The sequence below is a fragment of the Streptomyces sp. NPDC030995 genome (assembly GCF_055571215.1).
This window is the reverse complement of the sequence record NZ_JBVIFS010000004.1, coordinates 108,157-122,679: the sequence shown is the minus strand read 5'-3', so window position 1 is coordinate 122,679 and position 14,523 is coordinate 108,157. Positions and strand designations below refer to the sequence as shown.

Genomic DNA, 14,523 nt, shown 5'->3' with positions numbered 1-14,523 from the left:
ACGGTCAGCCCGTTCTGGAAGCGATCAGTGAACGGGTGGGGGCGGCGCCGATGGCGGCGGTAGTGGGGCAGCGGATTCCGGACGTGGCGGGCTTCGCGCCGCGGGTGGCGGCGGATTCGCCCAAGGGAGAGGGCCAGGCGCTGCGGGCACGCGTGCCGCGGTCGGCGCACGCCGCCTTCGTGGCGCCGGCCGGGCGGCCGGACGCCGTGCGGGCGGTGGAGGAGTCCAACGTCGGGCGGGTCGCCGCCCTGGCTCCCATACGGGTGGGCCGGATGGCCGCGAACCCCTTCGCCTTCCTGCGCGGGGCGGCCGGCCTGATGGCCCACGACCTGTCCGGCGGCCCGGTGACCGGGATCGGCGCGCAGATCTGCGGCGACGCGCACGCGGCGAACTTCGGCCTGTACGGGGATGCGCGCGGGCGGCTCGTCATCGACCTGAACGACTTCGACGAGACCGTGTTCGGTCCGTGGGAGTGGGACGTGAAGCGGCTGGCCACCTCGCTGGTGCTGGCCGGCCGGGTGGCCGGCGCGGACGAGGGCACCTGCCGGGCGGCCGCTCTGGACGCGGTGGGCGCCTACCGGCGGACCATGCGGCTGCTGGCCAGACTGCCCGCGCTCGACGCGTGGAACGCCATCGCGGACGAGGAGCTGGTCTCGCACACCGACGCCCGCGATCTGCTGGGCACGCTGGAGCGGGTCTCGGAGAAGGCCCGCAACAACACCTCCGCGCGGTTCGCCGCCAAGTCGACGGAGATCGGGGAGGACGGCCGTCGCCGCTTCGTCGACGCGCTGCCCGTGCTGCGGCGGGTCGGGGACGCGGAGGCGGCGGCCGTGGCGGCCTCGCTGGGCCCGTACCTGGAGACGCTCCAGGGGGACCGGCTGCCGCTGCTGGCCCGGTACGCGATCCACGACGTGGCCTTCCGCGTGGTGGGCACCGGGAGCGTCGGCACCCGTTCGTACGTGGTGCTGCTGCTGGACCACCGGGGCGAGCCGCTGGTGCTCCAGGTGAAGGAGGCGCGGCCCTCGGTGCTGCTGCCGCACCTGCCCGGGCTGGGCTTCAGCGCGCCGCCGGAGGAGCACGAGGGCCGCCGGGTGGTGGCCGGGCAGAAGCGGATGCAGGTGGTCTCGGACATCATGCTGGGCTGGACCACGGTGGAGGGCCGCCCGTTCCAGGTGCGGCAGTTCCGCAACCGCAAGGGCAGTGTGGATCCGGCGGCGCTGGCCGCCCCGCAGATCGACGACTACGGGCGGATGACCGGGGCCCTGCTGGCCCGGGCGCACGCGCACAGCGTCGACCCGCGGCTGCTGGCCGGGTACTGCGGAAAGAACGAGGAGCTGGACGAGGCGATGGCGGCCTTCGCGGTGGCCTACGCCGACCGGACCGAGGCCGACCACGAAGACCTGGTGTCGGCGGTGCGGTGCGGCCGGATCGCCGCGGAGGCCGGGGTCTGAGCGGGGCGCTTCGCGGCGGGCGGGTGTTCCCCCGGGGGAAAGCACCGCCCGCGCGGGCGGGCCGTAGGCTGGCCGGGTGAGCGAGCACACCGAGCAGAGCGTCCCCGACGATTCCGCCGTCCCCGACGATTCCGCCGTCACCGCGGAAGAGCGCCCCGAGGCGCGCCTGGAGCGGGCCGTGCGGGCCGCTGAGCAGGCCCTGATCGAGTTCGAGATCGCGGTGGAGACCTTCCGGGTGGAGGTGGAGAACTTCTCCCGCCTGCACCACCAGAAGCTCGGCCCGATGTACTCGCGGCTCGACGAACTGGACGCGCTGATCGCCGAGGCGAAGGCGGCCCGCACCGGGGATCCCGCGGACCTCCAGCGGGCCAAGGACGCGCGCTCGCTGGTCATGCCGATGCCGGGGGTGGAGGAGCTGTTCCACGACTGGCTGGGCTCGGACGGGATCTCCGACGACGCCTCCGCGATGCTCACCGACCGGCCCGTGCGGCCGCCGGAGCGGGTGCGCCCCTCGGAGGAGGTGCGCCGCCTGTACCGCGAGCTGGTCCGCCAGGCCCACCCCGACCTCGCCCAGGAGGACGGCGAGCGGGAGCGGCGCGACGCGTTCATCGCGCGGGTCAACGCCGCGTACGGGCGGGGTGACGAGCGACTGCTGCGCGAGCTGGCCGAGGAGTGGGCGGCCGGGCCGGCGCCGGAGACGGCGGCGCCGGGCGAGAGCGAGGAGCTGTACGCCCGGCTGGAGTGGCTGGCGCGCCGCAAGGAGCTGCTGGCGCTCGTGGCCCGGGAGCTGGAGGAGAGCGCGATCGGGTCGATGCTGAGGATGGCGCCGGAGGATCCGGACCGGCTGCTGGAGGAGATCGCGGAGCAGCTGCTGGCGCAGGTTTCCGAGCGTGAGGCGGAGCTGGCCGCTGCGCTCGCCGCGCCGTAACGGGGCCGAGGGTGCGGGGCCGCTGCGCGTGCGGCGCCGCTGCTGGGGCTCCGCCCCGGACCCCGCGCCTCAAACGCCGGCGGGGCTGGTTCGGGCGGGGCTGAATGGGCACGTCGGATAGGTTGGAAGCACTATCTGCGATGAGAGAAGGCGACGTATGAACTTCGGACCGCTTCCCTCGGTGGACGCCGCCGCGGTGCCCTCCGAAGGCTTTGTCCTTGACGTCCGTGAGGACGACGAATGGGCGGCCGGTCACGTCGAGGGCGCTCTGCACATCCCGATGAGCGACTTCGTGGCCCGCTTCGGTGAGCTGACGGAGGCCGTCGAGGACGGCCGCCGGGTGTACGTGATGTGCCGGGTCGGCGGGCGTTCCGCGCAGGTCACCCAGTACCTGGTGCGCCAGGAGATCGACGCCGTGAACGTCGACGGCGGGATGCAGGCCTGGGACGGTGCCGGGCGCCCGATGGTGACGGACAACGGGACCCCGGCCTTCGTCCTGTAGTCGCGCTCAGGCGAGGGGGTGGGCGGCCAGCAGGTCGCCCAGGGCCTCCTCGTGCGCGGCGGCCGGGCCGAGCTGGAGTTCCAGCTGCTTGGCCCAGGCGTGGTAGCGGTGCAGCGGGTAGTCGGTGTCCGCGCCGAAGCCGCCGTGCAGGTGCTGGGCGGTCTGCACGACCCGGCGTACGCCCTCCGAGGCCCAGATCTTGGCGACCGCCACGTCACCGGAGCTCGGCAGCGGCCCGCCGGCGCCGCCGGCCCCGGCGTCGAGCCGCCAGGCGGCCTGCCAGAGGGTGACCTCCATGGCGCGCAGGTCGATGTAGCGGTCGGCGGCCTGGACGGCGACGGCCTGGAAGGTGGCCACCGGGAAGCCGAACTGCTCGCGCTTGCTCGTGTACCGGCTGGTCATGGTGAGAACGCCCTCGCCGAGCCCGAGGGCCAGTGCGCAGGTCCCGGTGGCGAGGAGCTGGCGCAGCCGCTCCCATGCTCCCGGGGTCTCGATGAGGTGGGCCGGGTCCACCCGTACGCCGTCCAGGGCGAGTTCGGCGAGCCGCTCCCCGCTGGTGGAGACCTGCTCGGCGAGGGCGAGGCCCTCGGCGGTGCGCGGGACGAACGCGAGGACGGCCTCGCCCTCGCCGGTGTGGGCCGGTACGGCGATCCAGTCGGCGCTCTGCGCCCACGGGACGGCGGTCTGCGTGCCGTCCAGGATCCACTCCTCGCCGTCGCGGCGGGCGATGACGGCGAGTTCGGCCGGATCGTGGCCGGAGCGGCCGTGCGCGGCGGCGGTGAGCACGAGCGTGCCGCGCCCGGCGCCGGGCAGCAGGGCGGCGGCCAGTTCGGGGCTGCCGTGGGCCTGGACGGCCATGGCGGTGGCGCAGTGTTCCAGCAGCGGCACGCGGGCCAGCACCCTGGCGGCCTCGCGCAGTACGAGGCACAGGGCGATGGCGTCCAGGCCGGCGCCGCCGTGCTCCTCCGCGAGGACCAGGCTCAGCAGGTCGGATCCGGCGAGCCTGGCCCACAGCGGGCGGTCGAAATCGTCGGCGACGGCTCCCGGGGTGAGCGCGGGGCTGGGCACGCCGTCGGGTGCGACGTCCGCGAACACCGCCCGGGCCGCCTCGACGGCGGCCTGCTGCTCCTCGGTGAAGGTGAAGTCCACTGCCTGTCCTCCCGCGCGCGTTCAGGTCTGACGGTGCGTCAAGATAGAACACGTTCTGGAAATTGGACAGAGGAACTCCCCAAGCGGCCTCGGGGAAGCCGCTTAGCGGTCGAAGTCGATCTCCACTTCCTCCGTCACCGGGTGCGACTGGCAGGCCAGCACGAACCCGGCCTCCGTCTCCTCGGCCTCCAGCGCGAAGTTGCGGTCCATCCGGACCTCGCCCGACACCAGGAACGCCCGGCAGGTGCCGCAGACCCCGCCCTTGCAGGCGTACGGGGCGTCCGCGCGGTTGCGGAGCACCGCGTCCAGGAGGGACTCCCCGTCCTGGACCGGCCAGGTGCCGGAGCGCCCGTCGAGCCGCGCGGTGACCCGCCCATGCGAGGCGGCCGTCGAAGCCGCGGTACGGACCGGCGCCGCACTGTCCTCGACGTGGAAGATCTCCTCGTGCACCCGGGTCCGTACGACACCGAGCGCGCCCAGGGCCCGCTCCGCGCCCTGGACCAGGCCGTAGGGCCCGCACAGGAACCAGCCCGTCACCTCCGCCACCGGCAGCAGCGCCGGCAGCAGGGCAGCCAGCCGCTCCTCGTCCAGCCGCCCGGACGGCAGCCCGGACTCCTGCTCCTCGCGGGAGAGGACCGTCACCAGCTGGAACCGCGCCGGATACCGGTCCTTGAGGTCGGCGACCTCCTCCAGGAACATCGTCGAGGCCGCCGTGCGGTCGCTGCGTACGAGGCAGAAGCGGGCGTCGGGCCGGGTGGCCAGCAGGGACGCCGCGATCGACAGCACGGGCGTGATGCCGCTGCCGCCGACGATCGCCGCGTAGTGCCCCGAGGCCGGTGCGGCAGCCGGGTCCAGCACGAACCGGCCGGCCGGGACCATGACGTCCAGCACGTCCCCGGCGGCGATCTCCTTGTGCGCGAAGGTGGAGAACTCCCCGCCCTCCACCAGCCGCACGCCGACCCGCAGCGCCGCCGGGCCCGGGCCGCCCGCCGCCGGGGCGGGGGAGCAGATCGAGTAGGTGCGGCGGACCTCGGCGGCGCCCTCGGGGCCGGTGCGGCGCAGGGTGAGGTGCTGGCCGGGGGCGTGCCGGTACTCCTCGCGCAGTTCCTCGGGAACCCGGAGGGTCAGTGCCACCGAGTCGTCGGTGAGCCGGTCGACTGCCGCCACCGTCAGCGGGTGGAACGCGCCGTGGCGGGGTGCGGCCATCTACAGCTCCTTGAAGTGGTCGAACGGTTCGCGGCAGGCGGTGCAGCGGCGCAGCGCCTTGCACGCGGTGGAGGAGAACCGGCTGAGCAGCTCGGTCTCGGTCGATCCGCAGTGCGGGCAGCGGACCGACAGGGTCAGCGGGACCGGCCCGCCGGCCGCGTGCGGGCGCGGCGGGGCAATGCCGAACTCGGCGAGCTTGCGCCGCCCTTCGGCGCTGATGTCGTCGGTGGACCAGGCGGGGGCCAGCACGGTGGTCACCCGCACCTCGGGTATGCCGTGGCCGGTCAGGACCCGCTCGATGTCGGCGGACATGGCCTCGATGGCCGGGCAACCGGTGTAGGTGGGGGTGAGGGTGACCTCGGCGTGGCCGTCCTCGTGCATCCGCACTCCGCGCACCACGCCGAGCTCGCCGAGGGTGAGCACGGGCAGCTCCGGGTCCGGGACGGAACCGGCCAGCTCGGCCAGCTCCGCCTCCAGACGGGTCGTCCCGGCGTCGGCGGTCACCATGACGCCCCCGGGTGGCTGCGGTGCAGGTGCTGCATCTCGGAGAGCATCCGGCCGAAGGACTCGGTGTGCAGACCCTGCCGGCCGGCCCCGGCCGCCCAGGCGCCGGTGCGCGGCCCCTCGGGCAGGGTGAGCCCGGCCTGCTCCAGCACGCCGGTCAGCGCGGCCAGCCAGCGCCCTTCCAGGGCGGCCCAGTCCAGGCCGTCGAGGCCGTCCACCGGCTGGAACATCTCCCCGGTGTACTTCCACAGCGCGTCCAGGGCGGCCTGCATGCGGCCCCGGCTCTCCTCGGTGCCGTCGCCGAGCCGCAGGGTCCACTGCTCGGCGTGGTCGCGGTGGTACGCGGTCTCCTTGACGGCCTTGGCCGCCAGGGGCGCGAACGGGCCGTCCCCGCGGGCGAGTTCTCCGTAGAGCTCGTGCTGGTGGAGGGAGAAGAAGAGCTGGCGGGCGATGGTGTGGGCGAAGTCGCCGTTCGGCTGCTCGACCAGCTGGAGGTTGCGGAAGGACCGCTCCTCGCGCAGGTAGGCCAGCTCGTCCTCGTCGCCGGCCATGGACAGCAGGATGCGGGCCTGGCCGAGCAGGTCGAGGGCGATGTTGGCGAGGGCGACCTCCTCCTCCAGGACGGGGGCGTGCCCCGCCCACTCGCCGAGGCGGTGGGAGAGGATCAGCGCGTCGTCGCCGAGGGCGAGGGCGGCCGACATGGTGACATCGGTGCTGGTCACAGGTGGCTCACCCCCTCCGGGATGTCGTAGAAGGTGGGGTGGCGGTACGGCTTGTCGGCGGACGGGGCGAAGAACGGGTCCCGCTCGTCCGGCGAGGAGGCGGTGATCTCGGTGGAGGGCACCACCCAGATGGAGATGCCCTCGCCGCGCCGGGTGTACAGGTCGCGGGCGTTGCGCAGGGCCATCTCCGCGTCGGGGGCGTGCAGGCTTCCCGCGTGCGTGTGCGAGAGACCGCGCCGCGAGCGCACGAACACCTCCCACAGGGGCCAGTTCTGCGTCATACCCGTGCCTCCTCGTTCTTCTTGTTCACGTGCTTCTCCGCATACGCCGCTGCCGCGTCCCGCACCCAGGCGCCTTCCTCGTGGGCCCTGCGCCGCTGGCCGATCCGCTGCTCGTTGCACGGACCGTTGCCCTTGAGCACGTTCCAGAACTCGGCCCAGTCGATCGCGCCGAAGTCGTGGTGCCCGCGCTCCTCGTTCCACTTCAGGTCCGGGTCGGGCAGGGTCAGGCCGAGGGACTCGGCCTGCGGGACGGCGATGTCCACGAACCGCTGGCGCAGCTCGTCGTTCGAGTGGCGCTTGATCCGCCAGGCCATCGACTGCGCCGAGTGCGCCGACTCGTCGTCCGGCGGGCCGAACATCATCAGCGACGGCCACCACCACCGGTCGACCGCGTCCTGGGCCATCGCGTGCTGGGCCTCGGTGCCCTTGGACAGGGCCATGAGGAGCTCGAAGCCCTGGCGCTGGTGGAAGGACTCCTCCTTGCAGATGCGGACCATGGCGCGCGCGTAGGGACCGTAGGAGCAGCGGCAGATCGGCACCTGGTTGGTGATCGCGGCGCCGTCCACGAGCCAGCCGATCGCGCCGACGTCCGCCCAGGTCAGGGTGGGGTAGTTGAAGATCGAGGAGTACTTCTGCTTCCCCGAGTGGAGCTTGTCGAGCAGCTCGTCGCGGCTGGTGCCGAGCGTTTCGGCCGCGCTGTAGAGGTACAGCCCGTGGCCCGCCTCGTCCTGCACCTTGGCCATCAGGATCGCCTTGCGGCGCAGCGAGGGCGCGCGGGTGATCCAGTTCGCCTCGGGCTGCATGCCGATGATCTCGGAGTGCGCGTGCTGGGCCATCTGACGGACCAGCGAGGCGCGGTACTCGTCGGGCATCCAGTCGCGCGGCTCCACGCGCTCGTCGGCCGCCACGGCCGCGTCGAATGCGGCCAAGAGCTGTGCGCCCAGGTCAGCCGTCATGCCTGTGCCGTCCGTCCCGTCTGTCCCGAGGGCCGTGTCCGGTCCCGTTTCCGGGGTCACTGCCACCATTCCGGCCCCCTGTGAGAGTCTGCCGTCCGCCCGACCGACCGATCGTTCGGTTCATCCGCTTCAATGGTGAGTCGACGGCCCGTAGGGTGTCAACCTCTGTGGTCAACCCTGTGGACGCCGGACGATCGGGGCGGGATGGATTCGAACGCGCACGAGCCCGCCGAAGGGGCCGTTCCGCCACCCCCGCGGGCGCCCGGAATCGCCGGTCTGTCCACCCCGTACCGCGTGGTCGCGGCCCTCGCCCTGGGGGCGGTCGCCGTGGCCGCCTGCACGCACCTCGCGCTCGTCTTCCTGCACGTCGCCCCGTCCAACACGGTGAGCAAGCAGCACGCGGGGACGATCGACGGCTGGATATATCCCGAGTTCGAACAGAACTGGAAGCTCTTCGCACCCAATCCGCTCCAGCAGAACATCGCGGTCGAGGCGCGCGCGCAGATACGGACCGACGGCGGCGAGCTGATCACCACCGACTGGCGCGACCTGAGCGCCGAGGACGGCGCCGCCATCCGCCACAGCCTGCTGCCGAGCCACACCGAGCAGAACGAGCTGCGCCGGGCCTGGGACTTCTTCACGAGCTCCCACGACGAGGACAACAAGCCGGGCGGCGAGCGCGGCGAGCTGTCCGAGGAGTACCTGCGGCGGATCGCGGTGGCCCGGCTCTCCCCGGAGCAGCGCGCCGGGCGCGTCCTGCGGATCCAGCTGCGCTCGGCGACGACGGCGCTGGACGCGCCGAAATGGAGCACCGAGACGATCGACACCGAGACCTACTACCGGGAGCTGCCGTGGTGGACGGTGTGAGGCGGGCCCGCGAGGCGCTGGTGCGGGCGGCCGCGAAGGTCACCGGGCAGGCGCTGGGCCCGTACCAGAGCGCGGTGGTCCGCATCGGCTTCGCCGGCACCTGGCTCTTCTTCCTGCTGCGCGAGTTCCCGAACCGCGCCGAGCTGTACGGGCCCGACGGGCCGTGGAGCTGGGGGCTGGCCGACCGGCTGACGGCCTCCAACGGGGCCTTCACGGTGCTGATGTGGTCGGACTCGACGCTGTGGTTCGAGATCGTCTACGCGGTGGCCGTGCTGGCGAGCGCGGGGCTGCTGCTGGGCTGGCGGACGCGGGCGACCTCGGTGGTCTTCATGATCGGCGTGCTGTCGCTGCAGAACCGCAGCGTGTTCATGGGCGACGGAGGGGACAACGTCATCCACCTGATGGCGATCTACCTGGTGCTGACCCGGTGCGCGCAGGTGTGGTCGCTGGACGCGCGCAGGGTCCGTACGCGCGGCTCGGCGACGGCCGGGGCGGCCGGGCCGGCGCTGTGGGGTGTGCTGGGACTGGTGTTCGCGTACGGGGCGGCGACCGGGCGGTTCAGCGCGGGCTGGCTGGCGGCGTTCGCGGCGGTGTGGGTGGGCTGCGGGCTGTGGTGGATGGCCGACCGCTACGAGCCGGAGGGCGAGCGGCGGGCGGTCCTGGACGTCCTGGCCAACCTGCTGCACAACGCGGGGATGCTGGTGATCATGGCGGAGGTCTGCCTGATCTACGCGACGGCGGGCTGGTACAAGATCCAGGGCTCGCGGTGGCAGGACGGGACGGCCCTGTACTACCCGCTGGGGCTGGACTACTTCACCCCGTGGCCCGCGCTGTCGTCGCTGCTGGCGGGCAGCGGGACGCTGGTGATGCTGCTGTCGTACGGGACGGTGGCGGTGCAGGTGGCGTTCCCGTTCACGCTGTTCAACCGGCGGATCAAGAACGTGCTGCTGGCCGTGATGATGCTGGAGCACGCGGGGATCGCGGTGCTGCTGGGCCTGCCGTTCTTCTCTCTGGCGATGATCGCCGCCGACGCGGTCTTCCTGCCGACGGCGTTCCTGGCGTGGGCGGGGGTGCGGGTCGCCGCGCTCCGGCCCGACCGGGTCCCCGCGGGGCTTTCCCCCACCCCGCCCCTTCCCGAAGCCGGTCTCTGCCCGGACCCGGTCCTCAAACGCCGGACGGGCTGAAGGACGGCGGGCAGAGAGCCCCGCACAGCGGCCGATGGGGGCCCGGACCGTAGGGTCGGGGGCATGAGCGACGAGCAGAGTCCCGAGGAGAACGCGCGGCACTGGCAGGAGGCCGCCGGGCGAGGGGACCTCGTTCTGCTGGACGGGTTTCACGCGCTGAAGCACGCCCTGCGCTTCGGGGCCGATGTGCGCATGGTCGTCGCCGGTGATCCGGACGCCGTACGGGCCCTCGCGCGCGAGCTGGCTCCGGACGTCGAGGCCGATGTGGCGCGGCTGGTGCGGCGGGCCGTGCTCAAGGAGTTCCTGCCCCGCGTGCATCCCACCGGGGTCGCGGCCCTCGCCGTACGGCCGGACCGGGCGGCGGGCCTCGCGGGGCTCGGCCGGATGCCGAGGCCCGCGCCCGTCGTCGTACTCGACAACCCCCGCAACCTCGGCAACGTCGGAGCCGTCGTCCGGCTCGCCGCCGGCTTCGGCGCCACCGGCGTGGTGACCCGCGGCGACCTCGACCCCTGGCACCCGAACGTGGTCCGGGCCGGGGCCGGGCTGCACTACGCCACCACCGTCGAACGGCTCGCACTGGACGAACTGCCGCCCGGGCCGCTCTACGCGCTCGACCCGGAGGGCGAGGACATCCGCGCCCTCACCCTCCCGGACGACGCCCTGCTCGCCTTCGGCTCGGAACGCCACGGCATCTCGCCCGAGCTGCGCGCCCGCGCCGACCACCTGGTGTCCCTGCCGATGCGCCCGCAGGTCTCCAGCTACAACCTGGCCACCAGCGTGGCCATGACCCTCTTCCACTGGGGCGGGCCCCGCCAGGACTAGGCCTGGCGGCGGACCTCCACCACGCGGAAGCGGTTCGCGACGAAGGCGCCGTCGCACAGGGCCGCGTTGGCCGCCGGGTTGCCGCCCGAACCGTGGAAGTCCGAGAAGGCCGCGGTCTGGTTGACGTAGACCCCGCCGGTCAGGTTCAGCGAGAGCTGCGCGGACTCCTCCAGGCAGACCTCCTCGATCGCCCGCTCGGTGTCCGCCGACGTCGTGTACGCGCCCACCGTCATGGCGCCCTTGTCCCGCACCGTGCGGCGCAGCAGGTCCAGGGCGTCCGCGGTGGTGTCCACGGCCACCGCGAAGGAGACCGGGCCGAAGCACTCCGAGAGGTAGGGCGCGTCCGGGTCGGCCCCTTCCCAGTGTTTCCGTGCTGCGTCCAGCTTGACCATCACCGGGGTGCGGACCACCGCGTCCGGGAACTCGGGGTTCGTGACCTCGCGGGAGGCCAGCGCGACCTCGCCCAGGGCGGCCGCCGCGTCCAGACGGGCCTTGACGTCCGGGTTGACCAGCGCGCCCAGCAGCGCGTTGGCCCGGGCGTCGTCGCCGAGCAGACCGCCGACCGAGGCGGCGAGGTCGGCGACGACCTCGTCGTACGTCTTGTGGCCGGCGTCGGTGTCGATGCCCTCGCGCGGGATCAGCAGGTTCTGCGGGGTGGTGCACATCTGGCCGCTGTAGAGGGAGAGCGAGAAGGCCAGGTTGGACAGCATGCCCTTGTAGTTCGAGGTGGAGTCGATGAGGACGGTGTTGACGCCCGCCTTCTCCGTGTAGACCTGCGCCTGGCGGGCGTTGGCCTCCAGCCAGTCCCCGAACTCCGTGGACCCGGTGTAGTCGATCAGCTTGATCTCCGGGCGGACGGCGAGGCTCTTGGCGATGCCCTCGCCCGGACGCTCGACCGTGAGCGCCACCAGGTTCGGGTCGAAGCCCGTCTCGGCGAGGACCTCGCGGGCCACCTGGACCGTGAGCGCCAGCGGGAGGACGGCCCGCGGGTGCGGCTTGACCAGCACCGCGTTGCCCGTGGCGAGGGAGGCGAACAGGCCGGGGTAGCCGTTCCAGGTCGGGAAGGTGTTGCAGCCGATCACGAGTGCGATGCCGCGCGGGACCGCCGTGAAGCTCTTGCCGAGCTCCAGCGGGTCCTTCTTGCCCTGCGGCTTCGACCAGTCGGCCTGCCCCGGGACCCGGGTCTGCTCCTCGTACGCGTACGCCACCGCCTCCAGGCCGCGGTCCTGCGCGTGCGGGCCGCCCGCCTGGAACGCCATCATGAAGGCCTGGCCGCTGGTGTGCATGACCGCGTGCGCGAACTCGTGGGTGCGGGCGGAGATGCGGGCCAGGATCTCGATGCAGACCAGGGCGCGCGCCTCGGGACCCGCGTCGCGCCAGGCGGCCATGCCCGCCTTCATCGCGGGCAGCAGCACGTCCGGGTCCGCGTGCGGGTACTCGACGCCCAGCTCCGGGCCGTACGGGGACACCTCGCCGCCCGTCCAGCCGTCGGTGCCGGGCTGCCCCAGGTCCAGCCGCGTGCCGCGCAGGGCCTCGAAGGCGGCGAGCCCGTCGGCCGGCGCGGTCTCGCCGTAGGCCTTGGGGTGCTCGGGGTGCGGGGACCAGTAGGCGCGGCTGCGGATCGCCGACAGGGCCCCGTCCAGGGTGGGCCGGTGCTTGGCGGAGAGCGCGGACAGCTGGGGGACGGTGAGCTCGGCGGCCATCAGGGACCAACTCCTCGTTGAACCGGGCGAAGGAGAGCAGACTGGAGTTAGAGTAACCGAACGATCGGTCGGGACAAGAGGGCCCGGCAGACCTGTGGATAAGTCGGTGCGGGAGGATCAGGACATGACAGCAATCGAGCGGTCCCGCACAGTGGCGGTCGTCGGCGCGGGCACCATGGGGCAGGGCATCGCCCAGGTCGCCCTTCTCGCAGGTCACCGCGTGCTGATCTACGACATCAACGCCTCCCTCGCCGCCGACGGGGTCTCCTTCGTGCAGGACCGCGTCGAGCGGATGGCCGCCAAGGGCCGCCTCGACCACGCCGAGGCCGAGGACGCGATCGGCCGAATCGATTCGGCCGACGGCCTGGCGAGCCTCGCCGGCGCCGCCCTCGTCATCGAGGCGGTCGTCGAGGACGTCAGCGTCAAGCGCGCTCTCTTCACAGCACTCGAAGAGGTGGTTTCGCCGGACGCACTGCTGGCCACCAACACCTCCTCCCTCTCCGTCACCGAGCTCGCCGCCGGGCTCGCGCACCCCGGCCGCTTCCTCGGCCTGCACTTCTTCAACCCGGCCCCGCTGCTGCCGCTCGTCGAGGTGGTCAGCGGCTCCGCGACCGACCCGGACGCCGCCGAGCGCGCGTACCGCACCGTCCTCGGCTGGGGGAAGACGCCGGTCCGCTGCGCCGACACCCCCGGCTTCATCGTCAACCGGATCGCCCGCCCCTTCTACGCCGAGGCCTTCGCGGTGTACGAGGAGCAGGGCGCCGACCCGGCCACCATCGACGCCGTGCTGCGCGAGAGCGGCGGCTTCAAGATGGGCCCGTTCCAGCTGACCGACCTGATCGGCCAGGACGTCAACGAGGCCGTGACCCGCTCCGTGTGGGACTCCTTCTTCCGCAGCCCCAAGTTCACCCCGTCCCTCGCGCAGCGCCGGCTGGTCCAGTCGGGCCGCCTCGGCCGCAAGTCGGGGCACGGCTGGTACCCGTACGGCCCGGAGGCCGCCGCGGCGAAGCCGCACACCGCCGGCCCCGAGGCGGCCCCGGACAAGGTCACCGTCGTCGGCGACCTCGGGCCCGCGGCGGAGCTGGCCGAGCTGCTGGAGGAGGCCGGGATCGCGGTCACGGCCACCGAGCACGGGGGCCCGTACATCCAGCTGCCCGGCGAGGGCCAGCTGGTCCTCGCGGACGGGAAGACCTCCGTCGAGTTCGCGGACGTCGTCTACTTCGACCTCGCGCTCGACTACCGGGGCGCCACCCGGATCGCGCTCTCCGCGAGCGAGGACACCAGCGAGCGGACCCTCGCCGAGGCGATCGGCCTCTTCCAGAAGCTGGGCAAGGAGGTCTCCGTCATCGGCGACGTCCCCGGCATGATCGTCGCCCGCACCGTCGCGATGCTGATCGACCTCACCGCCGACGCCGTAGCCCGGGGCGTGGCCTCCGCCGAGGACATCGACACGGCGATGAAGCTCGGCGTCAACTACCCGCTGGGCCCGGCCGAATGGCACGACCGGCTCGGCCGGGACTGGGCCTACGACCTGCTGCACCACCTCGACGAGCGGGTCCCCGGCGGTCGCTACGCGCCCTCGCTGGCCCTCTTCAAGCTGGGCTACGCGGCGGGCGACGCGGAGGGGGCGCAGTGACCACGGCCAAGCGGGACACCTACACCCCCGAGACGCTGCTGTCCGTGGCCGTACAGGTCTTCAACGAGCGCGGCTACGACGGCACCTCGATGGAGCACCTCTCCAAGGCCGCGGGCATCTCGAAGTCCTCGATCTACCACCACGTCGCGGGCAAGGAGGAACTGCTGCGGCGGGCCGTCAGCCGCGCCCTCGACGGGCTCTTCGCGGTCCTGGGGGAGCCGGGCGCGGTCCGGGGCCGGGCGGTCGAGCGCGTCGAGTACGTCACGCGCCGCACGGTGGAGGTGCTGGTCGCCGAGCTGCCGTACGTGACGCTGCTGCTGCGCGTACGCGGCAACACGCGGACCGAGCGCTGGGCGCTGGAACGCCGCCGCGAGTTCGACCACCAGGTCGCCGACCTGCTCAAGGCCGCCGCCGCGGACGGCGACCTCCGGGCGGACGTGGACATCCGCCTGGCCACCCGCCTGCTCTTCGGCATGGTGAACTCCCTGGTCGAGTGGTACCGCCCGCACCCGGGCACGGGCCCCGACCAGCTCGCGGACGCGGTCGTCCACATGGCCCTGGACGGTCTGCGGACGGTGCGCCGAGCTCCGGGGGGACCGGCCTGAGCGGCCG

General features: G+C 73.1%; 15 protein-coding genes. 8 read left to right on the top strand and 7 right to left on the bottom strand.

The genetic code is table 11. The features are described from left to right. Positions 1–50: 50 nt before the first annotated feature. The 3 genes from ACZ45T_RS08980 to ACZ45T_RS08970 all read left to right on the top strand — a co-directional run bounded on the left by ACZ45T_RS08980 (position 51) and on the right by ACZ45T_RS08970 (position 2,881). A complete protein-coding gene (locus ACZ45T_RS08980; RefSeq protein WP_468438991.1) occupies positions 51–1,451 on the top strand; it encodes a DUF2252 domain-containing protein in 1,401 nt (466 codons plus the stop codon). 76 nt (positions 1,452–1,527) lie between these two features. After that, positions 1,528–2,379 (top strand): hypothetical protein, encoded by an 852-nt coding sequence (locus tag ACZ45T_RS08975; protein WP_468438987.1) that lies wholly within the window; start codon positions 1,528–1,530, stop codon positions 2,377–2,379. A 157-nt stretch (positions 2,380–2,536) separates the two neighbouring features. Further along, positions 2,537–2,881: a rhodanese-like domain-containing protein gene (locus ACZ45T_RS08970; RefSeq protein ID WP_468438977.1), complete on the top strand. Its 345-nt coding sequence runs from the start codon at positions 2,537–2,539 to the stop codon at positions 2,879–2,881. Positions 2,882–2,887: 6 nt separating this feature from the next. Here ACZ45T_RS08970 and ACZ45T_RS08965 read toward each other — a convergent pair whose 3' ends face one another. The 6 genes from ACZ45T_RS08965 to paaA all read right to left on the bottom strand — a co-directional run bounded on the left by ACZ45T_RS08965 (position 2,888) and on the right by paaA (position 7,768). Next, entirely contained in the window at positions 2,888–4,030 is a 1,143-nt protein-coding gene (locus tag ACZ45T_RS08965; protein ID WP_468438975.1) for an acyl-CoA dehydrogenase family protein, read from the bottom strand. A gap of 102 nt (positions 4,031–4,132) precedes the next feature. Then, positions 4,133–5,236 (bottom strand): 2Fe-2S iron-sulfur cluster-binding protein, encoded by a 1,104-nt coding sequence (locus ACZ45T_RS08960; RefSeq protein ID WP_468438973.1) that lies wholly within the window; start codon positions 5,234–5,236, stop codon positions 4,133–4,135. Beyond that, entirely contained in the window at positions 5,237–5,743 is a 507-nt protein-coding gene (gene paaD / locus ACZ45T_RS08955) for a 1,2-phenylacetyl-CoA epoxidase subunit PaaD (protein ID WP_361949295.1), read from the bottom strand. Next, the gene (paaC, locus tag ACZ45T_RS08950; RefSeq protein WP_468439393.1) at positions 5,737–6,441 is read right to left on the bottom strand and encodes a 1,2-phenylacetyl-CoA epoxidase subunit PaaC; all 705 of its coding nucleotides are present in this window, start codon (positions 6,439–6,441) and stop codon (positions 5,737–5,739) included. The genes paaD and paaC overlap by 7 nt, the downstream gene beginning before the upstream one ends. Positions 6,442–6,458: 17 nt before the next feature. Then, a complete protein-coding gene (gene paaB, locus ACZ45T_RS08945; RefSeq protein ID WP_030009045.1) occupies positions 6,459–6,743 on the bottom strand; it encodes a 1,2-phenylacetyl-CoA epoxidase subunit PaaB in 285 nt (94 codons plus the stop codon). Beyond that, positions 6,740–7,768: a 1,2-phenylacetyl-CoA epoxidase subunit PaaA gene (gene paaA, locus ACZ45T_RS08940; RefSeq protein WP_468438970.1), complete on the bottom strand. Its 1,029-nt coding sequence runs from the start codon at positions 7,766–7,768 to the stop codon at positions 6,740–6,742. The genes paaB and paaA overlap by 4 nt, the downstream gene beginning before the upstream one ends. Before the next feature lie 135 nt (positions 7,769–7,903). Between paaA and ACZ45T_RS08935 the strand changes: the two genes are divergently transcribed. The 3 genes from ACZ45T_RS08935 to ACZ45T_RS08925 all read left to right on the top strand — a co-directional run bounded on the left by ACZ45T_RS08935 (position 7,904) and on the right by ACZ45T_RS08925 (position 10,572). Then, positions 7,904–8,566 (top strand): DUF5819 family protein, encoded by a 663-nt coding sequence (locus ACZ45T_RS08935; RefSeq protein ID WP_468438968.1) that lies wholly within the window; start codon positions 7,904–7,906, stop codon positions 8,564–8,566. Then, on the top strand, positions 8,503–9,750 hold the full coding sequence (locus ACZ45T_RS08930; RefSeq protein WP_468438966.1) for an HTTM domain-containing protein: 1,248 nt from the start codon (positions 8,503–8,505) through the stop codon (positions 9,748–9,750). Before ACZ45T_RS08935 ends, ACZ45T_RS08930 begins: the two co-directional genes overlap by 64 nt. Before the next feature lie 63 nt (positions 9,751–9,813). After that, positions 9,814–10,572 carry a TrmH family RNA methyltransferase gene (locus ACZ45T_RS08925; RefSeq protein ID WP_468438964.1) on the top strand — a complete coding sequence of 253 codons (759 nt, stop codon included), beginning with the start codon at positions 9,814–9,816 and terminating at the stop codon, positions 10,570–10,572. Here ACZ45T_RS08925 and paaN read toward each other — a convergent pair. Next, the gene (gene paaN / locus ACZ45T_RS08920; RefSeq protein ID WP_468438962.1) at positions 10,569–12,275 is read right to left on the bottom strand and encodes a phenylacetic acid degradation protein PaaN; all 1,707 of its coding nucleotides are present in this window, start codon (positions 12,273–12,275) and stop codon (positions 10,569–10,571) included. The genes ACZ45T_RS08925 and paaN overlap by 4 nt on opposite strands. A 124-nt stretch (positions 12,276–12,399) precedes the next feature. Between paaN and ACZ45T_RS08915 the strand changes: the two genes are divergently transcribed. Beyond that, positions 12,400–13,911 (top strand): 3-hydroxyacyl-CoA dehydrogenase, encoded by a 1,512-nt coding sequence (locus ACZ45T_RS08915; RefSeq protein ID WP_468438960.1) that lies wholly within the window; start codon positions 12,400–12,402, stop codon positions 13,909–13,911. Further along, positions 13,908–14,516: a TetR/AcrR family transcriptional regulator gene (locus ACZ45T_RS08910; protein ID WP_468438958.1), complete on the top strand. Its 609-nt coding sequence runs from the start codon at positions 13,908–13,910 to the stop codon at positions 14,514–14,516. The genes ACZ45T_RS08915 and ACZ45T_RS08910 overlap by 4 nt, the downstream gene beginning before the upstream one ends. The last annotated feature ends 7 nt before the right edge of the window (positions 14,517–14,523 follow it).